The following is a 21412-nucleotide window of genomic DNA, read 5'->3' on the forward strand; positions in this document are numbered from 1 at the left end:
TGCGCTGCCCCTAACAGGCGCCGCTAGTCCGGGAGCTCTGTATCGCTGCTTAGGGCCCGCGTCCGAACGCCGCCCGAACCTGCGGCAGCGGCTACAGGTTGCGAGGCAACAGTGGGGTTTCAGAACCGCAGGTTAGCGGTCATTTCCGCCGAACGACCGGGTGCCACGGTGGCGAAGATGCCGACGTGGGAGGCGTCGTAGAGGGTTTCGTCGGTCAGGTTCAGCACGTTGAATTGCAGGTCGAGGTTCTTGTTCACCCGGTACGCGACCATGGCGTCGTAACGCCAGTAGGCATCCAGGCTCTTGAGGTTGGCGTCGTCCACATAACGCTTGTCCATGTAGGTGGCGCCGCCGCCGACCTTCCAGCGCTCGGTGAGCATGTAGGTACTCCACAGGCTGGCGCTGTTGGGGGCGATGAACTTGGAGCGGTTGCCGTCGAAGTTCGCCGTGGAATCAGCGTATCGGGTGGTTTTTGCGTCGAGGTAGGTGTAGCCGGCCATCACTTCCCAGCGTTCGCTCAGGTGCCCGGTAGCGCCGACTTCAAAGCCTTGCACCTCGTTATTGCCGGTCAGGGCCACTTCACCGGTGACTGCGTCGTAGGAGCGGGCGTTGGTTTTCTCGGTCTTGAACACGGCGGCGGTCAGCGACAGTTTTTCATCGAGCAGGTCCCACTTGGTTCCCAGTTCCAGGCTGCGGCTTTTTTCCGGATCCAGGTTCTGGGCTTTCAAGCCACCCCCGGCAGGGCCGTCGGCACCGCCAGATTGCCCGGCGGTTTCCCCGGACGGGTTGAACGAGGTGCCGTAGCTCAGGTAGATGCTGGCGTAGTGCACTGGCTTGAACACCAGGCCGGCCTGATAACTCCACAGGTTGGCGCGGTTGCTCTGTGTGGCATTACGCGCGTGGTAGTTGTCGTAGCGCAGCCCCAGGTTCAGGTCCCACTGCTCGTGCAGGGCCAGGGTGTCCATGGCATAGAGTGCGCGGTTGTTGTGCTTGACCACCGTATGGCTGCCGTCGCCGGCCGGCACCGGGGTATAGCGGGCATGCGTGTCGGGGTCTGCAAGGTTGCCTTTGTCCGGGTTGCGCACCGAGCCATAGCGCGCCTTGTTGTCGATACGCTCGCGGGAGAACTCGACCCCGGCGCTGTAGCTATGGCCGATGGCACCGGTCTGGAACTTGCCGAAGACATCGGTCTGGTTGATCAGTGAGGTGTTGACCACATTGCGCGCGCGGGAGGCGAGCATCACCTGGTTGCTTTGTTCCTGGGCCGGGGTGTCGATAAAGGGCCGGGTCATGATGTAGTCCTGCATGCCGCGCCCGCCACGGGTGGTGTTGCGCAGGGTCAGGTGTTCGTTGAAATCGTGCTCCAGTTGCAGGCTGCCCTGGTCGCTTGAGGTCTTGCGGAAATCGCGGCCGGTGAAGCCGTAGAAGTTGTCGCGGTCGACCTTGGCCGGCTTGTTGCGGCTTGGCGAAAACGGGTGGCCCAGGTCGGGCATGTCATCGCTCTGCATGTGGTAGTAGCTGAGGGTGCCGCGGGTGTCGGTATTGAGGCCGAAGGAGAAGGTGGGGGCGATGCCCCAGCGGCTGACTTCGACATGGTCGCGGCCCGGGGTGTCGGCTTCGTGCTTCATCGCGTTCAGGCGCAGCGCCATGTTCTGCTCAGGCAGGTATTGGTTGATGTCGAGGGTGCTGCGGCGCAGTTGGTCGGTGCCGAGCTTGAGGCTGCCGGCGATGAAGTCTCCCTGTTGGGCGGTCTTGCTTACCAGGTTGATGCTGCCGCCGGTCGAGCCGCGTCCGGAGTAGGCCGAGCCCGGGCCCTTGAGGATCTCGACCTGCTCGATATTAAAGACTTCGTGGGTCATGCGGCCGACGTCACGAATGCCGTCGATCATGATGTCGGTGCTGGCCTCATAACCTCGAATGAAGGGGCGGTCCCCCAGTGGCGTACCGCCCTCACCGGCGCCGAAGGTAATGCCCGGTGTGGTGCGCAGGGCGTCGGCCAGGGAGGTCACGGCACGGTCCTGCATCAGGGTTTCGGTAATGATGGTGATCGACCTAGGGGTCTCACGCAGTGGCGCGGTGAATTTCGGCGAGCTGGCGCTATCGCGCTTGTAGCCTTCACGGTGCTCGCCTACCACATCGGTCGCCTCCAGGGTCAGTGCCGGCGAGGAGCGTTTCTTGCCTGAGATCGATTCGTTGGCTTCGGCTGCGACACCGACCTGGCTGGCGGCCATCAGCCCCAACGAGGTGGACCACAGGCGCCAGGTTTGCGAGCGGGTTTGCTTGGACATTCAGAGTGCCTCCATTTATTTGGAAGCGATTCTCATCTGCACTTAGGGGCCAAACAATCAGACGAATCTGATCAGTGCCAGCCATGAATCTGTAAATGATTCTGCGCACTCTTGGCCAACCAGTGGCGCGTGGCTGGCGCTCGATCCAGGTCCATCAACGTGCCTTTGGTGGGGGATCAGGGCACCAGGTAATGGCCCATGCGCCACAGGGCCAGCCAGGTCAGGCCGGCGATCACGGCCAGCAGTTGAAAGCTGGTGATCAGGTACTTGAGCCCCAGGGGGAAGCGCTTGTAGTCCTTGACGTTGAGGCCGCCATTGCGCAGGAAGGTGTGGGGCAGGGCGAACAGGCTGCCAATGCAGGTCAGCATGAAATAACGGCTGAGGGGGTCGTTGCCCAGAAGTGGTTTGCGCACCAGTACCGCGCGGCAGCGGCTGAGGTGGGCGAGCATTTCGTCGAGCTTGAAGCAGGCCAGGTAAACCTGAATGGCCAGGGACAGGAACCCCGCCAGAAACACCAGGATCCATCCAGCGCTATAGATGTGTGCGGTACTGCTCATATTGATCGGATCACCTCATCAGTGCTCCTGCCTGGGAGGGCCCACCCGGTTTGTACCCCTGCCTCGTCGATGTTGGGTCGAGCGGTTGGCAGGGAGAGGCACTCAATCAGGCAGCGGTATCAGGTGCGGCATCAAGCTGGCCACACCTGGAAGGGCGTTCTCTCGGGCGAGCGCGCCGTGGCTGAATTGCGATGGCGGACCATAGCAAAAATTATGCCAATTTTAAATGGCTGGAAGCGGCGAGTTCGTTACCAAGTGTCTGCGCGGGGTTGTTTGGCCGCTAATCGGATGCACCTGCCCGTGCGCCTCACTTTCAGCGGCCGGGGTGTCTGTCGGCATCAGGTTCAGCAATCAGACAGTTCGCAGCTGTTACAAGATTTATACCCGGCAGGAGCAGGGTGGAAACAAGGGGGCGTTGTTACACAGAAGTCTTGGCCATTGGCGCCGAGGAGGCAGCATGGTGTTACGTTACGCAGCTTTGCTGGCGGTGGTCGTGATGGCCTCCGGGTGTGTCCAGGAGCGGGTGGTGCATGAGCGGCGGGTGGTCGAGCGTCCGCCGCCGACCCAGTACGTCGAAGTGGTGGCGCCACAGCCGCCGCCGGAGCGCATCGTCGAGGTCGAACCCATGGGCCGCCCGGGTTACGTCTGGTCGCGCGGCTACTGGCATTGGGACGGTCGGCGCTACGTCGCCGTGCATGGTCACTGGGAACCGGTACGCGCCGGCTATCGCTATGTGCACCCGCATTGGGAACAGCGCAACGATGGCTGGCATCTGCGGGTCGGGGCCTGGGTCAACTGAGCCCAGGTTGGGCGTGAGCAAAAAAGGCGATCCCGGGATCGCTTTTTTTGTGCCTGCGCACCGGGCGACAGGCTCGCCTCAGACCAGTTGCAGGGCGTTGGGCCGGGCTCCCGGGAATACCGTTTGCACCTGGGCCGCAGACAGCCCCCAGGTCCCCGCCAGCACGCCGCCGAGCAGGTCGCGGTAGTTGTTGAGCACTGGGTAATCGCGGTTTTGCAGGAGGCTTTGCGGGTTGACCGCGACTTGCTCACCGGCGATCCGCCCACCACGCACATGCCCGCCGAGCACCCAGTACACCGTGCCGTGCCCGTGATCAGTGCCCTTGGCGCCGTTTTCGCGGAAGGTCCGCCCAAACTCGGAAACCACCACCACCGTGGTCTGCTGCCAGTGCGGCCCGAGGGCGTCGGCAAAAGCTGCCAGGCCCTGGCCGAGGTTGGCCAGGTTGCTGGCCAGCGGGCCCCGGGTACTGCCCTGGTTGACGTGGGTGTCCCAGCCGCCGACATCGACGAAACCCAATCGGTATTGATCGCGCATCAGGCTGGCCATACGACGGGTCTGGGTGGCGAAGTCCTGGGCATTGGCCGCGCCGCGATTGGCCGCGAGCATCTCGGCCTGCAACTCCCGAGAGACTTTCTGCCTCAGTTCCAGGCCATCGGCGGCCGAAGCGGCATAAGGCGTGTCTTTGTACATGGCCGAAAGAATCGCCGCCTGGCGATCGTCAAAGGCCGGCTTCGACACGCCGCGCAGTGACAGGTTGGGAGTGTCCCTGGCGCCCTGGAAACTCAGGGGCATTGCATCGGTGAAGGCGATGGGCGCGCTGTCCGGCATCAGTCGTGCCAGGCGGCCGAGAAAACCCGAGTCGTAGCCACCGCGTTGCCGGGTCGGTTCGCCGGATTCGATGTTGTCCTGGGTTTCGAAATGGCTGCGGGACAGATCGTCGGTGCCGGCAAAGGGCACGAAGGCCAATTGCTTGCGTTGCCACAGTGGGTAGAGCGAGTCGCGCAGCACCGGGTTCAGGCCCCAGTGGCCGTCCAGGGCAATGGCGCTGTCGGGGTTGGCGGGGTCCGGGCGGGCAATCGCCAGGCTGGGCCGAGACTCGTAATAAAAGTCGCTGGCGTAAGGCACCAGCAGGTTGTTGCAGTCGTAGCCGCCCCGGAGAAACACCACCAGCAGGCGCGGCGTGCTGGCGGGAGCGGCAAATAATCGGGCGGAAAACGACAGGCTTGGCAGGGTGGCGCTGGCGATAGCGGCCAGCAGCAATTCTCGACGGTTCATGGCGGCTCCTGATCAGGTCTGATCGGCTGGCAGTCAACGATTGTTGAAGTCGGGCGAGGACAGCAGGAAGGTGTTCCATTCCTGCGGCGAGACGGCCTTGTCCAGGGCATCGCGGGTTGCCCGGGAAAGGCGCGGCGCCATCGCCTCGTAGAACAACGGGGTGGTGATCAGCGGGAAACCGGGCCCGGCGACTGTGCTGCCTTCGGCGGTGAACAACTTGTTGTCGCCTCGGCCGATGGCGCGGGCGATCTCGAAGCGCTTGGACATCTGCCCGGAACTCGACCAGGCGCTGGCAACCAGGGGCCAGCCATCGGGCGTGACCCGACCGAACAGCGGTTGGCCCAACTGGTTGAGCCAGTTGATCAAAGGCCGGGCATTGGCCAGAGGTTTGCCGTCGTAGGCCAGACGTACGGCGGAGATCACGAATTGCTGCGGATCCTTGAACTTGCCACCGGCGCTGTGCAGCAGTTCGGGGGCCTGAAACAGGGTGCGCATTACCTGGGCGATATCGCCGTCGCTGTCTTCAAAGGTCTTGGCCATGCGTGCCACCAACGCGGGCGGTGGGCTGTCGGCGACGAAGTATTCGGCCAGGCGCTGGGAGATAAAACGCGCGCAGGCAGGCTGGCGTGTGATCAGTTCCACGGCCTGGGTGATCTCGTCGAAACCGCGGCCCTTGACCGGTTGTCCCAGCAGCAGCTTGTCGCTGAAGTCATGGCGTCGCGGGTTGAATTGAAACAGGCCTTGTTGCACCCGCAGCGCTTGCAGCCGTGGCGGAAAATTTTGCGGCCGACCGTCCAGCGGAGTCAGGCCGGCACCGGTAAGAATCAGCGCCAGTTGCTGGACGTCCTGCTGGCTGTAGCCGGCGCCGACGCCCAGGGTGTGCAGCTCCATCAGTTCGCGGGCGTAGTTTTCATTGACCTTGCCCTTGGCGTTTTGTGCGTTGTCGAGGTATTGCAGCATGGCCGGGCTTTTCAGGGTGGCCAGCAGCAGGTCCTGGAAGCGCCCCAGGGCGTGGGGGCGAATGGCGTTTTCGACGTAATCGGCACTGAGGATCCGCACCTGGCCCTTGCCCTGGAAGACGCTGAAGTGGTTGAGCCAGAACACCACCAACTGCTCCTTGAGCTGGTTGGGGCCATAGATCGCGTGCAGCAGCACGCCAGCGCGCGCCTGCTCGGCCAGGGCATTGGCCTGCTGCTGGTCGGCCTTCCGGGCTGCGATTTTGGCGTCGCCATCGGGCAGGGCCTTGAGCTGCTCCTGACGCTCCTTGTAGTTTTGCAACAGCTCCGCCGCCGGGGTGGTCAACGCCGGGTAGCTGCGCAGCAGATCATTGATCGGGGCCGGCAGCGGGTCGTTGATCCGGTCGGCCAACTGGGCCTCCAGCAGGCCCTGGCGCCCGAGGCTGTGCAAGCGTTTGAGGTTGGCGGCGTCGAGGTCGAAACCGTCGCGCCGCAGCCAGGCAATATCGTCCGCGCTCAGGGCCGCAGGCTGGCTGGCCAGGGCCAGGGTGGGGAGTATCAGCAGCAGGCAGGCCGTCCGGCTCAGGGCCTGCTTGATCAGTAATGGCACATGCATAGTAGGCCGTTCCCAGGCTGGAGAAGACATCGACACCCGCCCGTTCAGTGTCTACCTCCCGGGCTGACGCGTTGCTGAAGATCGACTATTTATTTACGTGCGTACCGGGGCTTGAGTAACGCCTCGGCAAGGCGGGTGATTGGTTGCTCCATAAGCGTCAGGCGCCAGATTGAAATACGGCTTGTTTGATGCAGGGCACGGTTTTCAAGGCGTTGCCGGTTTTGACGGTGTTGCGCCAAGGACTTTTCAGCCGGCCCGGGCTCTGGCGAAGGGTCTGGAACCTGTGTTTCAGGCCTGTGCCCCAGGGGCGGAAAAAGACCGTCGGTCCGACGGACGGAATTGGCAAGCTTAGGTGACTGCGGCATCCTGTCGGCTAGTATCGCAATGCCATTACCGCAACACTATTGCTCCCCTTTCCCAGTGCCAACCTGGCACCCCTGCGAGATAGGTTTTTGTCGTGAAAATCCGCTTATCCCTGTCCAAGCGCTTGTATGCCCGATAAGGCTCTGGCCGAGGAGCAGCGGCTGGCTGCTCTCTATGCTCTGGAATTGCTGGACACTGCCCGTTGCGAGAATTTTGATCGGATCTGCCGTATGGCCGCCGAGTATTTCAAGGTGCCCATGGCCCTGATTACCCTGGTGGACCGTGACCGGCAGTGGTTCAAGTCACGGGTGGGGTTCACGGTCGATGAGACCCCGATCGAACAGTCGTTCTGCGCTTACACGGTGAATGCGCGGGAGGTGTTCGAGGTGGAGAACGCCTACCGCGATGTGCGTTTTTTCAATAACCCGCTGGTCACCGAGGAGCCGGGCATTCGCTTCTATGCCGGCGCGCCGTTGCTGACGTCCTCGGGGCATGCGATTGGCAGTTTATGCGTAATCGACAAGTCGCCACAGCAGCTCAACGCTGCCGAGCGTCAGCAACTGCGTGACCTGGCCTCGATGGTGATGGAGCAGATCGAGCTGCGCCAGCGCCTGCGCCGCCTTGACCCGGTGACCGGCCTGCCCAATCGCGAGCAGTTCCATAGTGACCTGCTGGACCTGGTCGAGCAGCATCCCGGCGAAAAACGCGTGCTGGTGCTGATCGATGCGGTGGACATGGCCCTGGCCCACGAGTTGACCCTGGCGATGGGCATGTCGCCGTTCGAGACCATCGTTCGTTTCGTGGCGCAGCAGTTGCAGAACTACCTGGGGCGTCACGTGCGGATTTATCACGTGTCGGTCAAGCGCTTCGGTTTCCTGCTGCCGGCGGGTACAGCGAGCCTCGATCAGTTTCTCGATGCCCTGGTCAGCCGCTTGCGGCGACGGCCGCCGAAGCTGGATCTGCCGATCGTGCCAGGCGTCTGTGCCGGCACGGTGGAATTCGGTATCGACTCGCCATCGGTCCAGGATGCGTTGCGCAAGGCCATGTTCGCCCTGGAACTGGCGAACATGCGCCGTACGTGCTGGGCCCACTACGATGTGGTGCGCGACCAGGCGTATCGCCGGGCATTCAACCTGGCGTCGGACATCAACGAAGCCCTGGAGACGGGCCAGATCTACCTGATGTTCCAGCCGCGCTTTGCCCTGCCTGATGGGGCGCAGGTCAGTGCCGAGGCGCTGATCCGCTGGGAGCATCCGCGCCTCGGCCTGATCTCGCCGGCCGAGTTCATTCCGGTGATGGAGCGCAACGCGCTGATCCACCGCGTCACCCATTGGGTGATCGATGCGGTGTTGAGCAAGTTGCAGTGCTGGAGCCTGACCCAGGTCAGCAAGCTGTCGATCAACCTGTCGCCCAAGGACTTTGAAGACCAGGACATCGCCGAAGTCCTCAGGCATGCCTGTGAACGCCACGGCATCGACCCGCAGCGGCTTGAGGTGGAAATTACCGAAGGCGCCTGGCTGCGCTCCAACCCGCGGGTGCTGGCGCAACTGACCAAGATTCGTGAGTTGGGCATGGACGTGGCCATCGATGACTTCGGCTCCGGTTACAGCAACTTCGCCTATTTGCATCAGATCCCGGCCAATGTGGTGAAGCTCGATAAGTCCATGGTCACCGACATCGAAAGCAACGTGCAGCACCAGAAAATCACCCGTTCGGTGATCAGCCTGGCCCGCGAACTGGGTTACCGCACCGTGGCCGAAGGCATCGAAAGCTTCAAATGCCTGCAGATGTTGCGTTCATTTGGCTGCGACGAGGCCCAGGGCTATTTTCTCGCCCGGCCGATGCAACAGGAGCGGTTCCTGGCCTGGAGCGGGGCTGATCGTTTCCCCCTGGGCCGGGGCTTTTAAGGGCTGCTGCCGGGGCGCTTATTGGGCCTGGCCCAGCGCCTTGGCCATGGCCTTACCGGCCAGGGCATGGACCTTGCGGGTCGGGTGCCATTCATCCCAATAGAAATAGGCATCTGGCCGGCTGCATGCGGTTTGCACTTGCGGGTAGGTCGGCTGGCACGGTTGATCGAGCTGGCTCAGGCCTTCTGCCGCCGCATTGCGGCGTAACCGGTCGCTGAAGGCGATGTGGTCGAAGTAGGTGATATCGACTCCCCATTGCTTGCCATCGGCAACCAGCCGGCCGGGCAATTGTTGTTGCAACAGCTGCTGATAGGTTCGGGCCTGCTCGGCCTGGCCGCCAGCGACCACCGCCGGGCCATGGCTCAGGTCGGTGCTGCCCACCACCATAAAATGCCTGGCCCCGGCCTTGGCCAAGCGGCCGACGGCACTGCGGATATTGTCGATGCTGCTGGCGGCCAGATCGGCGACAGGTTCCTTGTGGGCGAAGTCGGCGTATTCGAAGAAGTCGTTGGCGGAAATAAAGATGAAGTACAGCGCCTGGGGATCAGCCTTGCCGCCCTTGGCGCTGGTCAGGTAGGCATCGATCTGCCCGGAAACACCGGTGTCGCGGTAGGGCGTCATCCAGGCGTAGTAGTTGTTGTGGCCACTTTTTGCGCCGCCGACGGCGAAGTCACTCAGGGCCAGATCAAGCTCCTGGGCCAGCACTTCCACAGCGGTCGGGCCATTGCTCCAGCGCCCCTTCCAGTACAGATCACCGGGCAGGCGCTGGGCGTCCTTGACCTGCTGCGCCAGCATCTCCCGGGTCAGTTGGTCGCTGGCACCGTTATCGGAATAGCTGTCACCGAAGGCGTAGAGGTGATCGAACCGGGGGCTGGCCAGGCAACTGCCGGCGGCCAGCGAGAGGACAAGCAAGGGGGCGAGCAGGGAAGGGCGCATGGGCGAGGTCTACGGTAGGAGGCGAGGTTTTATCGTAGAAGGTTCTGCCCCCGCCCCTGCGCTGGTTACGACCTGGGCGTAGTTGTGCTCGCCGGGAAGTATCCGGCGGCGACACGGTCCGGTGGCGGTCCGCCGGCGTGCCGAGTGCTCAAGCCTGCTGCAACACCTTGAGCGCGGCAGAAGCCAGGAACCCCGAGCGGCTTTTTTCCTCGGGGTGATGCAATACATAGTCGTCGATGCGGTTCAGCAGGTAGCCGGGCAGGGTGATGTTGAGCTTCTGGGCCTTGCCCAGGTATTTGTGTACATCGATATCGATCAGCGCCCAGGTACAACCGGCGTACTGCGGGTTGCTGGCATGCAGGGTGACCTTGTTCGCCACCGGTATGGCGGCGCCGGTTTCGGCGAGGATCTCGAAGTGGCCTTCGATGGCTTCGCGGGCCATGGCCATGGCATCGTCCAGGTCATCGCCGGCCGAAAAACAGCCGGGAATATCCGGTACTTCCACGCCCCAGGCGTGTTGCTCATCACCGCTGGAGATCGCAATCGGGTACAGCATGAGTCAGGTCCTCCCTAGGCGCTGCTGGCTGGAATCACATCAGCAGCGCCTGTTTCAAAATACTGATGGCGGTCTTTTTCAGCAGGTCCTTTTTCGGATGAGGGATCGTCACCACCCCGGGTTTGCTCGGGTGCCTGAAGTGATGGTGGCTGCCTCGAATACGCACCAGGTACCCGCCATCCGCAACGATCTGACCGATCAGATACCGACTGTTCACAGCACCTCCTTGTGGTGTGAGTGGTGGTTACTGTACCCACAAAATATTAATGATCAACACCATAACCACTGCGCCTTGCAGCGGGCAGTTCAAGGGTAGGCAACTCCCGGCGGGGACGGCTGCTGGCTGTATTGCCGAATCCTTCATGGCGGGCGCCATGGACAGGGGCGTGGGTCACGGCGGCTCAAGGCGCGAAGCGGCCGACCGGTTCAGGTGCAGCCGCTGGAGGAGGCGGGGAGTTGGGACAGATCAGCCAGGGCCGCGTTTTTCACTGCGCGGTGCTGGCTGACTCATGACCGATGGCGGGCGCTGTTATCAGCTGGCCTCGCCATCCAGTACGTACCGGAGCACCGGCTTCAGCGCATCGAGGCTGGGGGCGGAGCGCGCCAGTTCTTCCGGGTTGCTCCAGGGGTAGTTGAGGTCCGACAACCAATCCATCACGGCCGGCAGGTCGCTAGCGGGCAGGGTTTCCATGTGTTCGATGGTGATGGTCAGGTGCTCGACGCGTTTCGATTGCCCGTGGAAGCGCCACTGATACAGGCCGCAGCCAACCCGCACCTGCCCGGTGCTCTTGTCGGACATGCCCACCAGCCAGGTGCAGTCGAAGGTCTCGGCATCGGCCTGGGGCGGGCGGCCCAGGCAGAAGGTGTAGACGTTCTCGAACGTCTGGCCGAAGCGGCTGACCAGCACCTCGGCAATGCCCTCCAGGCCTTCGACATGGGGCGGGAATGAAATCGAACCTGTTTTCACCACCATGTCCAGTACGGCCTGGGGCATAAAGGCCGAGTTGAGCAGGTACGGACGATTGCCATCCTTTGCCAGCACGTAGTTTTGAATGGAAAGACGAGCTGTGTTCATTGCGTGTCCTGAGGTGGGGGGAAATCAGACGGCTAGCGTGGTCGCTCGGCCGTTTTGGCGAGCGCTATTACAACGCGTGGATGGCAGGACAGCAATCGATCCAGGCGCACAAAATGGTCGAAATCCGGCGGGTCGATCCAGACCTCCCAGTTCATCAGCCCTCCACGTGCAATCAGTTTTCTTGAAGCGATGGGTTCAGGCCTTGGGGTTGCTGCTATGCGTCGCCAGTAAACGGCGCGCCCACGCCCTAGCCCGAGCGTTGCCGCCATCGGTGAAGCAATCACGGATATGAACATTCATGGGTTGCAATTCAAATGCCCCGAGCCGTTTTAGGCGCGCAGTGCATGGCTTGCGACTGAGAGGCGAAAGACTCAGGCCGCGTTCGAACAGCAGTGGTGGTTATGTTGCGTCACGTGGATGAACCCTGAGCAGGGCTGCGTGACGGTCTCGCTCTGTACCCGGCAGATTTCAGGGGAGCAGCGAGTTAGAAGAGAAGTGGAGCGGGTGAAGGGAATCGAACCCTCGTTATCAGCTTGGGAAGCTGGAGTAATGCCATTATACGACACCCGCTCGGAACGGCTGACTTTGTACCAGATGTGGCAACGGATTTGAAGTTTTTCTTTGCAGAACCTGCATTTGCGTGAAATGCCAGCGAGCAGTCTATCGCGGGCAAGCCGGCTCCTGGGGCGGCGGTGAGCGGCTCAGGAGTGGGGGCTTGCCTGCGATGACGCTGTTTCAGATCGCCAGTGCATGGTGGTCCTGTACGTAGTGATAGCGCGCACGGCTTTCGTGCTGAGAAGGCTTGAGGAAGCCCATGAGTGCCTGGCGGCTGTCTCGGCAGGCAGCTTTATGCTCCATGTCGAGGAAGTGCCCGGTGGCCTGGATGGTGCTGAAGCTTGAGTGCTGCACGTGGTTGGCGAAGAGCTTGGCATCACTGGCCGCGGTGTACTCGTCCCACTCGCCGTTCATGAACAGCACCGGCACGTCGATGGCTTTTGCCGCCTTGAGGTAGCACAGGCGATCGCTGTTGAGCACGTGGCTGATATGAAAATGCATCTGCCCGTATTCGTGTTCGGCCAGGGTGCTGACGTGCCGGTAGTTGAAGCGCTTGAACAGTGATGGCAGGTGCTTGCCGATGGTGTCGTTGACCAGGTGCCCGACCCGATGACCGTCGCGGCTGCCGAGGTAATCGACACCGCGTTCGAGGTAGTCGCGCATCGGTTCGTTGATCACCGGCGAGAACGAACTGATCACGGCCTTTTCGATGCGCCGTGGGCGGTGCGCCAGGGCCACCAGGGTGGCGGCTCCACCCCAGGAAAAGGACATCACGTGCTCGGCGGCAAAGTGGTCGATCAGCTCCAGCAGGATCTGCCCTTCGGCTTCCTTGGTGAGCATTTTTTCATGGCGGTTGTGGGCCTTGGAGCGACCGGCATAGGGCTGGTCGTAGAGCACCACATTGAATTGCGGGTGCAGGTTTTTCACCGTTTGGGCAAACGACGCAGTAGTGGCCATCGAGCCGTTGACCAAAATGATGGTCTTTTCTGCGGCGTCTGCGCGATAGAACTCCGTGTAAACCCGATACTGACCCTGTATATCCAGCACAGCGATTTCTGGCCTCATGTCATAAGACTCCTGGCAAGCGGGTATGCGCGCAATAGAGCTTGCACGTGATTTGTGACAGGTAGGCATACGCCTGGGAATCTTAGGGGGCCCATGTCGATCCGGTAAGGCAGGTCGACGGGTGTTGTTATAGGCGGGCATCTGCCGGTGGGAAGGCGGAGCCTGAGGGCTCACTGCCGGCAAAAGGTTTCTTAGAAGTATGGTGGTGACTCATCGGTCACATTTTGGCCGACGGTCTGATTCAAGCAGGCCGAGGACGAACCCGCAAGTGCCGCCGGTAAATTGTTCGACACGTTCTGCCCAATGGTCATTCAGGCCCGGGAGCAGTGCTCAGACCTGGTTGATTTCGGCCTCGGTCAGCGCCCGGTACTGGCCGGGGGCAAGCGCGTCGTCCAGAACCAGCGGCCCCATGCGTTCGCGGTGCAGGCGCAGGACTTTGTTGTTGAAGTGGCCGAACATGCGCTTGACCTGGTGATAGCGCCCTTCGACGATCGCCAGGCGTGCACGGCGCGGGCCGAGGATCAGCAATTCGGCGGGCTGGGTGGTGAGGTCTTCGAAGGCGAAATACAGGCCCTGGGCAAAGGTGCTGATGTACTCGGGGCCGAGTTCCTGTTCGGTCTCGACGTAATAGACCTTTGGCAGTTTGGTCTGCGGCTGGGTCAGGCGGCGGGACCAGCTGCCGTCGTTGGTGATCAGCAACAACCCCGTGGTGTTGTAGTCCAGGCGCCCGGCGATGTGCAGGTGTTCCTTGTCCGGTTCATCCAGCAGATCGAGCACGGTACGGTGCTCCGGATCGCGGGTGGCACTGACGCAGCCCGCAGGTTTGTGCAGCATGAAATAGCGCGGTGGGGTCCCGGCCTGGAGCAACTCGTCATCCAGTTCCACGCGGCTGAACTCTCGCACCTGTGCATGGGGATCGCTGATCGTCAGCCCGTCGATCCTGATGCGTTTTTGCACCAGCAGCAGGCGTACCTGTTGGCGGTTGAAGCGCGGCAGGTTACTGAGGAATCGATCAAGGCGCATGGACAGGTGCAGGTCGGCAAGGGGCGGGCATTTTACTCGATAGGCCGGGCGGCTGCTTGCAACTGGGCTTCGACCTGGGCACAGCGCGGGCACAGGCAGGACAGATTGCGCAGCTCCGGCGGCAGGGCCTGGAGCACCGCCGGGTCGATGCTGACGCCGTAGCACCAGCAGGCCTTGGTCGCGCTGCGTGGGTCGGCCAGGCTGCAGTCGTTGCGGGCGCCGCAGGCCGGGCAGAGTTCTGGTTTATTCATGGTTGGGGTCAGGCATTTCCACGCAGGTTCGGTTGCGGCCAGTGTGTTTGGCCCGGTACATCGCCTGGTCGGCGCGCGACAGCAGGCCATGCAGTGTGTCGTCGGTGTGCAGGGTGGTCAGGCCGATGCTGACCGTCAGCTGCAACTCATGGTGTTCATAGGTGTAGCGCCGCTGTTCGATCAGCAGGCGGATCTTCTCGGCGATTTTCAGGGCGGTCTCGCTGTCGGTGTCCTTGAGCAACACGATGAACTCTTCACCGCCCCAGCGGCAGATGATATCGGATTGACGCAGGCAGCTCTCCAGATCCCGGGCGAAACCGCGCAGGACCTGATCGCCGGCCATGTGCCCGTAGTTGTCGTTGAGGTGCTTGAAGCGGTCCAGGTCCAGCAGCAGCGCGCTCAGCGGCTTGGGCTCGCGCTGGGCTTCCTGGATGGCCTGGGCCGCCAGCAGGTCGAAGCCGCGCCGGTTCGGCAGGCCGGTCAGGCTGTCGAGGGTGGCCTGGGTTTCGATCCGCCGCTGGTAGCGACCGACGACCCGGCTCAGCAGGGCTGCCACCACCAGGGTCACCAGCAGGCAGATCAGCAGGTTGAGGTACAGCGACTGGCGGATTTCGCTGAGGGCGCCGTCCTCGCGCTTGTCGACGAACAAGTACCAGTTCAGCTCGGGAATAAACCGCACATTGAGAAAGTGCCCCTGGCCCTGGGCCAGGTATTCGTAGCTGCCACTGTGGGGTTTGGGCAGCTTGGCCTGCAGTTCTTTCATGCTTTCCAGGTCGTGCAGCGACTGCCCGGCCCGGGCCCCTTGAGGGCCGCCGTCAGCCCCGGTCAGGACGATGCGGCCAAAGGTGTCGACGAAATACACACTGCGCTGATAGCGCTGCTGGTACTTGTCGATGAGCTTGATCACCGCGTCGACGGTCAGGCCGACGCCGGCCGCGCCGATGAAGTTGTCCTGGTAGTCGTGGACCTTGTAATTGATGAAGAAGGTCAGGCTGTCCTGGTTGGCCAGGTCCGGGTCGACGTTGATCTCGTACGGGGTCGTCATATCACGCACGCGAAAGTACCAGGCGTCGCGGGGTTCGTCGGTCTTGATCTTCTTCAGCACGCCCTTGGCCTGGTAATAGGTCAGGGTGCTGTTGGACACGAAGAACGCGGTGTAGGCGCCGTAGTGGGTCATGACCTCGTTGAGGTAGCGGGTCATCTGCCCCGGGTCATGTTCGCCGGCCACCACCCAGTCCCGCATGAAGGTGTCGCGGGCCATCATCGAGGAAATCAGGATTGGCCGTACCAGGTCTTTCTGAATCTCCGAGTACACGGTGTCGGATGTCAGCGGCAGCTCGGTATTGACGATGTTGTCGCGGATCGAGGTGCGCGAGGCGTAATAGCTCAAGAAGGATGTGGCGAGGAAACCGCACCCGAGCAAGACAATCAGCGTGATGATCAACGAGCGTTGTGAATACAGCGGCGAGCGGAGCGGCATGACGATTCCGTTGGCGATGACCGGTGCACGCATTCTAGTGGCACTGCCCGGAAATAACTGCGTCATTTATTGGCGGGGCCCAGGCCCTTTTGCGCAGCGCAAATCCACTTGTCGGAGACCTGGGGCCACTGGGCACCGGGTCGAATTTTTACGGTCTTAAACAGTGTCAGCCCGGCTGTTTCGACTGACGCCGCCCAGCGTCGCTGGTGTGGCTTCCCGCGGTCCAGGAGGCCGCCATGTTGCGTCGAATGCTGTTTGCCATTGTGCTCGGATCGAGCCTGTCTGCGTGCGTGCCGTACTACGCCGGGCCGGGCTATTACCGCACGGACGTGTACAGGGTGCCGGCGCCTTATTACTACGGTTACTCCCCGTATGACTATGGCGGCTATTACGGCCCACGTTATTACCACCCGTACTACGGGGGATACGGCCCGCACTATTACGGCGGATACCGCCGCGGGCACCATTAGGTCACAAGAATCGTCAGTGCGGTCATGGCCTGAATGGACGCCGGTCGCGATCAGACTGCTCCTTGAAAGTAGCGGCGTTGTGCTATCAGGCGCCGCTTTTTTTATGGTCCGCTGAAACGCCTGGGTGACTTGTATCAATGTATTGCATGTGTCGCACCAGATTCTGTTTTCGCGGTCAGATGCTTCGTCAGTCAGAACATTATTTGACTGCCGCCGGCCAGCGTCGCTGGCATGGCTCTTTCGCGGTCCAGGAGGCCGCCATGTATCGTCGACTTCTACTCACTGCGTTCCTGGGTTTGACTCTTTCTGCGTGCGTTCCCTATTACGACGGAGGTTCCAGCTACTACAGTTCCGAGGTCTACAGCACGCCGGCGCCGGCCTACTACTCCGGTGGTGGCTACTACTCGTCGGGCCGCAGCTATTCCGCGCCGCGTTACTACCAACCTGCGCCCAGGTACTACCAGGCGTCGCCGCGCTATTACCAGCCGGCCCCACGCTATTACCAGGCCCCGCCACGAGCAGCGTACCGGCCTTATCCGAACGGTGGCTGGGACGGCCATAACCGTCAGAACTGGGGCGACGGCGGCCATGGCGGGCGCGATAACCGCGGTGGGCGTGGTGATCATGACCGTGGAAACCATGATCGCGGCGACGACGGCCGAGGCGGCCACAACCGCTGAACCGACAATGAAAAAGCGGCGCATTGAGCGCCGCTTTTTTTTGCCTGCCGGTCGTGCCGGGGTTAGTAGTCCGACAGGTCCGCCAGCGGGTGCCGGCCCTCCCAGGCCTTGTGAAAATGCGCCTCGACCACGGCATCGGGCACCGTATTGATGTCCGGCCAATGCCAATGCGGCTTCTGGTCCTTGTCGATCAACCGTGCTCTTACCCCTTCGCTGAACTCCGGGTGCCGGCAGCAGTTCAGGCTCAGGGTGTACTCCATCTGAAACACCTGGGCCAGGGACAGATGGCGCGCCCGCCGAATCTGTTCCCAGACCAGGTGCGCAGTCAGCGGGCAGCCCTCGCTCAGGGTCTTGGCCGCGCGGCTGAACAGGCTGTCACTGTGCTCGCGCGGTTGGCTGATGGCGCGCCAGGCGCAGCGTACATCGCTGACATCCAGCCATTGGTCGATCTGCGGCCGGCGCGGCAGCCACTGGGCCTCGGGCAACTGGGCCACGGCCTCCTGTTGCAGGGCCTTGAGCAGGCTGTTGAGCTGCATGGGCGTCTGCTCCTGCCAGTTCAATTGCAGCAGGCCTTCGACCAGTTCTTCTTGCTGTTCGTCCAGCAGGAAGCGGTCGGCGAGGTCAAGATCGAGGGCATCCCGGGCGTTCATATGGGCACCCGTCAGACCCAGAAACAGGCCGAGCTTGCCTGGCAGTCGCGAGAGGAACCAGCTGGCGCCCACGTCCGGGTACAGGCCGATGCTGATTTCCGGCATGGCCAGGCGGCTGCTCGGGGTGACAATGCGGATGCTTGCGCCCTGCAACAGGCCCATGCCGCCGCCCAGCACATAACCATGGCCCCAGCAGATCAGCGGCTTGGGGTAGGTGTGCAGGCGGTAGTCGAGGCGGTATTCCTCGGCAAAAAACTGCCCGGCCAGGGCTGGGACTTCGCCCGGGTGCGCCAGGCAGGCCTGGGCCAGGCTGCGCACTTCGCCGCCGGCGCAAAACGCCTTGGCGCCGTTGCCGCGCAGCAGCACACAGACGATTTGCGGGTCCTTGGCCCAGGCATCGAGGCGTTCGCCCAGGGCCTGGATCATCGGCAGGGACAGGGCATTCAGGGACTTTTCGGCATCCAGGCTGGCGATGCCAATGCGCGCGCCATCCGTGCCGGTCAGCTCTTCGAAGTGCAGATTCATCGTGACCTCGATCAGAAAATTGAAGGTTGAGTATGATCCCAGTCCTGAGAAAGTGCTGGTTCTGCGTCAGACCAATTGACAAGCCCGGACGGCTTTCCTAGGGTGCGCCCATTGTTTTTCTGCGGGTACCCCCATGACCTCCGACGACCGTATCAAACTCGAACCGAGCTGGAAGGAGGCGCTGCGTGCCGAATTCGAACAGCCGTACATGGCCCAGCTGCGCGAGTTCCTGCGCCAGGAACACGCCGCCGGCAAGGAAATCTATCCGCCGGGCCCGATGATTTTCAACGCGCTCAATTCCACCCCGCTGGACGAGGTCAAGGTGGTGATCCTCGGCCAGGACCCGTACCACGGCCCGGGCCAGGCCCACGGCCTGTGCTTCTCGGTGCAACCGGGGATTCCCGCGCCACCGTCGCTGGTGAACATCTATAAAGAGCTCAAGCGCGACCTGAACATCGACATTCCCAACCACGGCTACCTGCAAAGCTGGGCCGAGCAGGGCGTGCTGATGCTCAACACCACCATGACCGTGGAGCGCGCCAACGCCAACGCCCATGCGGGCAAGGGCTGGCAGTTCTTTACCGATCGGATCATCGAAGTGGTCAGCGAACACCAGCCGCACCTGGTGTTCCTGCTGTGGGGCGCCCATGCCCAGGGCAAGCAGAAACTGATCGACGCCACCAAGCACCTGGTGCTGACCTCGGTGCACCCATCACCGCTGTCGGCCTATCGCGGGTTTATCGGTTGCGGGCACTTCAGCCGTACCAACAAATACCTCGAGCAAAATGGCGAGACCCCCATCGAGTGGCGCCTGCCGCCCTTGTAAGCCTGGGTTGCCGGTCAGTCGAGGTCCGGGTCTTTGTTCCAGTGCCGGAACAAAGGCTCTGCCAGAAACAGCACAAACAGCAAGCGCATCACCTGCATCGCCGTCACCAAGGGCACCGACAGTTGCAGGGTCTCGGCCGTCAGGCTCATTTCCGCGATACCACCGGGCATCATGCCCAACGTCAGTGAGCGCAGGTCCAGGTGGGTCAGGGCGCTCAGGCCCAATGCCGCAAGGCTGGCGATGAGCATGGTCAGTGCCGTGCCCAGCAGGGTGCGGCCCAGGAACGAGGGCGCGCGCCGAAAGAACTGGCGATTGAAGTGACAGCCCAGGCCGCTGCCGATCAGCCATTGGCCCATCTGGCTGGCACCGTCGGGCAGACCGACGTGCAGGTTCCAGCTGATACTCACGGTGGCCGCCACCAGCAGCGGGCCGAACAGCCAGGGGTTGGGCTGGCGCAGGCGCTGCCAGATCCAGGCGAGCAGGGCGCCCGCCGGAAACAGTAACGCCAGCCATGGCCAATCGACCGTCGCCGGATGCGCCTGCGGCACACCCTCGCCGAGCAGGTACTTGAAGGCCGCCGGCACGCACAGCACCACCGCCAGCACCCGCAGGCTTTGCCCGGCCGCGACGCGACTGAGCACCGCGCCATTGCGCGCCCCCAGGTTGACCATCTCCCCGGAGCCGCCCGGCATGCTGGAGAAGAACGCCGTGGCCCGGTCTTCCCCGGTACGTCGCATCAACCACACACCCACCACTGCCGACAGGCTGGTGACCAGCGCGCCGAAGAAGATCAGGCCGAAGTGGCTCATCACCTGCTCCATCACCACCGGGGTGAAGTGCAGGCCGATGCCGATGCCCACCACCCATTGCCCGCATTTGCGGCCGCCGGGGATTTCCGCCAGTTGCCAGGGCGTCAGGCAGCGCACCAGGATGATCGCCAGCAACGAGCCGACCATCCACGGCAGCGGCCAGCCGATCTGGCTGGCGAGGTAACCCCCCACCAGCCCGACCAGTGGGGTTCCCCACCACTGTTTGAAGCTGACCTCAGACATCGGCCACGGCACGGCGCTGCACGGAACGCTTGCGCCAGATGCGCAGGATCGGCATCAGCAGCATCACGGCCGTGAGAATCCACACGCCCAGGGTGATCGGGCTCGACCAGAGGATTTCCAGCGCACCGTTGGAAATCGACAGCGCCCGGCGCAGGTTCTGCTCCATCAGGCCGCCGAGGATAAAGCCCAGCAGTACCGGCGACAGCGGGAAGTCCAGCTTGCGCAGGATGTAGCCGAAGATACCGATGCCCACCATCAGGAACAGGTCGAAGGTGGTGGCGTGCACCGCGTAGACGCCGATCCCGGTGATGATCGCGATCACCGGCACCAGTGCCCAGTTCGGCACGGCAAGGATGCGGGTGAAGATGCGGATCATCGGGATATTGAGGATCACCAGCATGATGTTGGCGATAAACAGCGAGGCGATCAGGCCCCAGACGATATCCGGTTGTTGCTGGAACAGCAGCGGGCCGGGGGTGATGTTGTACAGCGACAGCGCGCCAATCATCACCGCGGTGGTGCCCGAGCCCGGCACGCCGAGGGTCAGCATCGGCACCAGGGCGCCGCAGGCCGAAGCGCCGATGGCGGTTTCCGGCGCCGCCAGGCCGCGCATGTCGCCTTGGCCGAAGGTGCCTTTGGCGCCGGCGATGCGTTTTTCGGTCATGTAGGCCACGGCACTGGCCAGGGTCGCGCCGGCACCCGGCAGCACGCCCATGATGAAACCCAGCAGGCCGCAGCGGATGTTGACCACGAACACCGCAGAGGCCTCCTTGACGTTGAACATCATGCGCCCGGTGGCCTTGACCGCTTCCTGGCCACGGTGGGTTTTCTCCAGCAGCAACAGGATCTCGCTGATGGAGAACAGACCCAGCACCAGCACCACGAACTGAATGCCATCGGTGAGGTGGATGTTGTCGCCGGTGAAGCGGTAAACGCCGCTGTTGGCATCGATGCCGACACTGGACAGGAACAGGCCGATCAGCGCGGCGATAAAGGTTTTCAGCGGCCGATCACCGGCCATGCCGCCCAGGCAGACAATCGCGAACACCATCAGCACGAAATATTCCGCCGGGCCGAAGGCGATCGCCCATTTCGCCAGCAGGGGGGCAAACAGCACCATGCCGCAGGTGGCGATAAAGGCGCCGATGAACGAACTCCAGGCCGACAGTGACAACGCCACGCCCGCCAGGCCCTTGCGGGCCATGGGGTAGCCGTCGAGTGTGGTCATCACGGTGGAGGCTTCACCCGGGATGTTGAGCAGGATCGAGCTGATCCGGCCGCCGTACTCGCAGCCCAGGTACACCGCTGCCAGCAGAATCAGCGCCGACTCCGGTGGCAGGCCGAGGGCGAACGCAATCGGGATCAGCAGCGCCACACCGTTGATCGGGCCCAGGCCCGGCAGCAGGCCGACCACGGTGCCGATCAGGGTGCCGCACAGGGCTGTCACCAGGTTGTACGGGCTCAGCGCGACGCCGAAGCCCTGGCCCAAATAGCTGAAAGTATCCAT

The 21412-nt window shown here is 62.7% G+C and carries 20 protein-coding genes and 1 tRNA gene; 5 read left to right on the forward strand and 16 right to left on the reverse strand.

The genetic code is table 11. The annotated features are described in order from the left end of the window. Positions 1-119: 119 nt before the first annotated feature. Positions 120-2288, reverse strand: coding sequence for a TonB-dependent receptor (locus MF4836_RS28470; protein WP_078473159.1), 2169 nt, complete (start codon positions 2286-2288; stop codon positions 120-122). A 176-nt stretch (positions 2289-2464) separates the two neighbouring features. Further along, complete coding sequence (locus tag MF4836_RS28475; RefSeq protein WP_078473160.1) at positions 2465-2845, reverse strand: hypothetical protein; 381 nt, start codon at positions 2843-2845, stop codon at positions 2465-2467. Between the two features lie 457 nt (positions 2846-3302). Between MF4836_RS28475 and MF4836_RS28480 the strand changes: the two genes are divergently transcribed. Then, the gene (locus MF4836_RS28480; protein ID WP_078473161.1) at positions 3303-3644 is read left to right on the forward strand and encodes a YXWGXW repeat-containing protein; all 342 of its coding nucleotides are present in this window, start codon (positions 3303-3305) and stop codon (positions 3642-3644) included. A gap of 78 nt (positions 3645-3722) precedes the next feature. Here MF4836_RS28480 and MF4836_RS28485 read toward each other — a convergent pair whose 3' ends face one another. Together MF4836_RS28485 and MF4836_RS28490 are read right to left on the reverse strand one after the other, a co-directional pair. Beyond that, positions 3723-4919, reverse strand: a complete 1197-nt coding sequence (locus MF4836_RS28485) for a DUF1501 domain-containing protein (RefSeq protein WP_078473162.1) — start codon at positions 4917-4919, stop codon at positions 3723-3725. 33 nt (positions 4920-4952) lie between these two features. Continuing rightward, positions 4953-6491: a DUF1800 domain-containing protein gene (locus MF4836_RS28490; RefSeq protein WP_078473163.1), complete on the reverse strand. Its 1539-nt coding sequence runs from the start codon at positions 6489-6491 to the stop codon at positions 4953-4955. A 491-nt stretch (positions 6492-6982) separates the two neighbouring features. On the opposite strand from MF4836_RS28490, the gene MF4836_RS28495 reads away from it, so the two are divergent. Beyond that, the gene (locus MF4836_RS28495) at positions 6983-8761 is read left to right on the forward strand and encodes a sensor domain-containing phosphodiesterase (RefSeq protein ID WP_078473164.1); all 1779 of its coding nucleotides are present in this window, start codon (positions 6983-6985) and stop codon (positions 8759-8761) included. Between the two features lie 18 nt (positions 8762-8779). Here the strand turns inward: MF4836_RS28495 and MF4836_RS28500 are convergent, their stop codons facing one another. The 9 genes from MF4836_RS28500 to MF4836_RS28540 all read right to left on the reverse strand — a co-directional run bounded on the left by MF4836_RS28500 (position 8780) and on the right by MF4836_RS28540 (position 15702). Then, positions 8780-9697, reverse strand: coding sequence for an SGNH/GDSL hydrolase family protein (locus MF4836_RS28500; RefSeq protein WP_078473165.1), 918 nt, complete (start codon positions 9695-9697; stop codon positions 8780-8782). 148 nt (positions 9698-9845) lie between these two features. Then, entirely contained in the window at positions 9846-10253 is a 408-nt protein-coding gene (locus tag MF4836_RS28505) for a type II toxin-antitoxin system HicB family antitoxin (RefSeq protein ID WP_020300448.1), read from the reverse strand. A 34-nt stretch (positions 10254-10287) separates the two neighbouring features. After that, positions 10288-10470, reverse strand: coding sequence for a type II toxin-antitoxin system HicA family toxin (locus tag MF4836_RS28510; protein WP_078473166.1), 183 nt, complete (start codon positions 10468-10470; stop codon positions 10288-10290). A gap of 315 nt (positions 10471-10785) precedes the next feature. Further along, positions 10786-11328, reverse strand: a complete 543-nt coding sequence (locus tag MF4836_RS28515; protein WP_078473167.1) for a hypothetical protein — start codon at positions 11326-11328, stop codon at positions 10786-10788. A 496-nt stretch (positions 11329-11824) separates the two neighbouring features. Continuing rightward, positions 11825-11898 (reverse strand) — tRNA-Gly (locus tag MF4836_RS28520). A 165-nt stretch (positions 11899-12063) separates the two neighbouring features. After that, positions 12064-12948, reverse strand: a complete 885-nt coding sequence (locus MF4836_RS28525) for an alpha/beta fold hydrolase (protein WP_078473168.1) — start codon at positions 12946-12948, stop codon at positions 12064-12066. Positions 12949-13278: 330 nt separating this feature from the next. After that, entirely contained in the window at positions 13279-13971 is a 693-nt protein-coding gene (locus MF4836_RS28530; RefSeq protein WP_078473169.1) for a pseudouridine synthase, read from the reverse strand. A 32-nt stretch (positions 13972-14003) separates the two neighbouring features. Next, on the reverse strand, positions 14004-14222 hold the full coding sequence (locus tag MF4836_RS28535) for a cysteine-rich CWC family protein (protein ID WP_020300453.1): 219 nt from the start codon (positions 14220-14222) through the stop codon (positions 14004-14006). After that, on the reverse strand, positions 14215-15702 hold the full coding sequence (locus MF4836_RS28540) for a sensor domain-containing diguanylate cyclase (protein WP_078473252.1): 1488 nt from the start codon (positions 15700-15702) through the stop codon (positions 14215-14217). The genes MF4836_RS28535 and MF4836_RS28540 overlap by 8 nt, the downstream gene beginning before the upstream one ends. A gap of 236 nt (positions 15703-15938) precedes the next feature. Between MF4836_RS28540 and MF4836_RS28545 the strand changes: the two genes are divergently transcribed. Both MF4836_RS28545 and MF4836_RS28550 read left to right on the forward strand, forming a co-directional pair. Beyond that, positions 15939-16172, forward strand: coding sequence for a hypothetical protein (locus tag MF4836_RS28545; protein ID WP_078473170.1), 234 nt, complete (start codon positions 15939-15941; stop codon positions 16170-16172). A 260-nt stretch (positions 16173-16432) separates the two neighbouring features. Further along, a complete protein-coding gene (locus MF4836_RS28550; protein WP_078473171.1) occupies positions 16433-16852 on the forward strand; it encodes a hypothetical protein in 420 nt (139 codons plus the stop codon). A gap of 62 nt (positions 16853-16914) precedes the next feature. On the opposite strand, the gene MF4836_RS28555 is transcribed toward MF4836_RS28550, so the two are convergent. Next, positions 16915-18027 carry an enoyl-CoA hydratase/isomerase family protein gene (locus MF4836_RS28555; protein ID WP_078473172.1) on the reverse strand — a complete coding sequence of 371 codons (1113 nt, stop codon included), beginning with the start codon at positions 18025-18027 and terminating at the stop codon, positions 16915-16917. Between the two features lie 133 nt (positions 18028-18160). Here MF4836_RS28555 and ung point away from each other — a divergent pair, with 133 nt between their 5' ends. Continuing rightward, positions 18161-18853, forward strand: a complete 693-nt coding sequence (ung, locus tag MF4836_RS28560) for a uracil-DNA glycosylase (RefSeq protein WP_078473173.1) — start codon at positions 18161-18163, stop codon at positions 18851-18853. 14 nt (positions 18854-18867) lie between these two features. Here ung and MF4836_RS28565 read toward each other — a convergent pair whose 3' ends face one another. Next, positions 18868-19905: an AbrB family transcriptional regulator gene (locus MF4836_RS28565; RefSeq protein WP_078473174.1), complete on the reverse strand. Its 1038-nt coding sequence runs from the start codon at positions 19903-19905 to the stop codon at positions 18868-18870. Next, a complete protein-coding gene (locus MF4836_RS28570; protein WP_078473175.1) occupies positions 19898-21412 on the reverse strand; it encodes a tripartite tricarboxylate transporter permease in 1515 nt (504 codons plus the stop codon). Before MF4836_RS28570 ends, MF4836_RS28565 begins: the two co-directional genes overlap by 8 nt.

This window comes from Pseudomonas sp. MF4836 (genome assembly GCF_002018875.1).
Taxonomy (GTDB): Bacteria; Pseudomonadota; Gammaproteobacteria; order Pseudomonadales; family Pseudomonadaceae; genus Aquipseudomonas.

What these genes read in the sequence shown, in the direction of transcription:
- MF4836_RS28540 (WP_078473252.1), bottom strand. Translation starts at nt 15,702, where the DNA reads ATGCCGCTCCGCTCGCCGCTGTATTCACAACGCTCGTTGATCATCACG.
- ung (WP_078473173.1), top strand. Translation starts at nt 18,161, where the DNA reads ATGACCTCCGACGACCGTATCAAACTCGAACCGAGCTGGAAGGAGGCG.
- MF4836_RS28505 (WP_020300448.1), bottom strand. Translation starts at nt 10,253, where the DNA reads ATGCTGTACCCGATTGCGATCTCCAGCGGTGATGAGCAACACGCCTGG.
- MF4836_RS28565 (WP_078473174.1), bottom strand. Translation starts at nt 19,905, where the DNA reads ATGTCTGAGGTCAGCTTCAAACAGTGGTGGGGAACCCCACTGGTCGGG.
- MF4836_RS28550 (WP_078473171.1), top strand. Translation starts at nt 16,433, where the DNA reads ATGTATCGTCGACTTCTACTCACTGCGTTCCTGGGTTTGACTCTTTCT.
- MF4836_RS28535 (WP_020300453.1), bottom strand. Translation starts at nt 14,222, where the DNA reads ATGAATAAACCAGAACTCTGCCCGGCCTGCGGCGCCCGCAACGACTGC.
- MF4836_RS28570 (WP_078473175.1), bottom strand. Translation starts at nt 21,412, where the DNA reads ATGGATACTTTCAGCTATTTGGGCCAGGGCTTCGGCGTCGCGCTGAGC.
- MF4836_RS28515 (WP_078473167.1), bottom strand. Translation starts at nt 11,328, where the DNA reads ATGAACACAGCTCGTCTTTCCATTCAAAACTACGTGCTGGCAAAGGAT.
- MF4836_RS28495 (WP_078473164.1), top strand. Translation starts at nt 6,983, where the DNA reads ATGCCCGATAAGGCTCTGGCCGAGGAGCAGCGGCTGGCTGCTCTCTAT.
- MF4836_RS28480 (WP_078473161.1), top strand. Translation starts at nt 3,303, where the DNA reads ATGGTGTTACGTTACGCAGCTTTGCTGGCGGTGGTCGTGATGGCCTCC.
- MF4836_RS28485 (WP_078473162.1), bottom strand. Translation starts at nt 4,919, where the DNA reads ATGAACCGTCGAGAATTGCTGCTGGCCGCTATCGCCAGCGCCACCCTG.
- MF4836_RS28470 (WP_078473159.1), bottom strand. Translation starts at nt 2,288, where the DNA reads ATGTCCAAGCAAACCCGCTCGCAAACCTGGCGCCTGTGGTCCACCTCG.
- MF4836_RS28555 (WP_078473172.1), bottom strand. Translation starts at nt 18,027, where the DNA reads ATGAATCTGCACTTCGAAGAGCTGACCGGCACGGATGGCGCGCGCATT.
- MF4836_RS28545 (WP_078473170.1), top strand. Translation starts at nt 15,939, where the DNA reads ATGTTGCGTCGAATGCTGTTTGCCATTGTGCTCGGATCGAGCCTGTCT.
- MF4836_RS28475 (WP_078473160.1), bottom strand. Translation starts at nt 2,845, where the DNA reads ATGAGCAGTACCGCACACATCTATAGCGCTGGATGGATCCTGGTGTTT.
- MF4836_RS28490 (WP_078473163.1), bottom strand. Translation starts at nt 6,491, where the DNA reads ATGCATGTGCCATTACTGATCAAGCAGGCCCTGAGCCGGACGGCCTGC.
- MF4836_RS28525 (WP_078473168.1), bottom strand. Translation starts at nt 12,948, where the DNA reads ATGAGGCCAGAAATCGCTGTGCTGGATATACAGGGTCAGTATCGGGTT.
- MF4836_RS28500 (WP_078473165.1), bottom strand. Translation starts at nt 9,697, where the DNA reads ATGCGCCCTTCCCTGCTCGCCCCCTTGCTTGTCCTCTCGCTGGCCGCC.
- MF4836_RS28530 (WP_078473169.1), bottom strand. Translation starts at nt 13,971, where the DNA reads ATGCGCCTTGATCGATTCCTCAGTAACCTGCCGCGCTTCAACCGCCAA.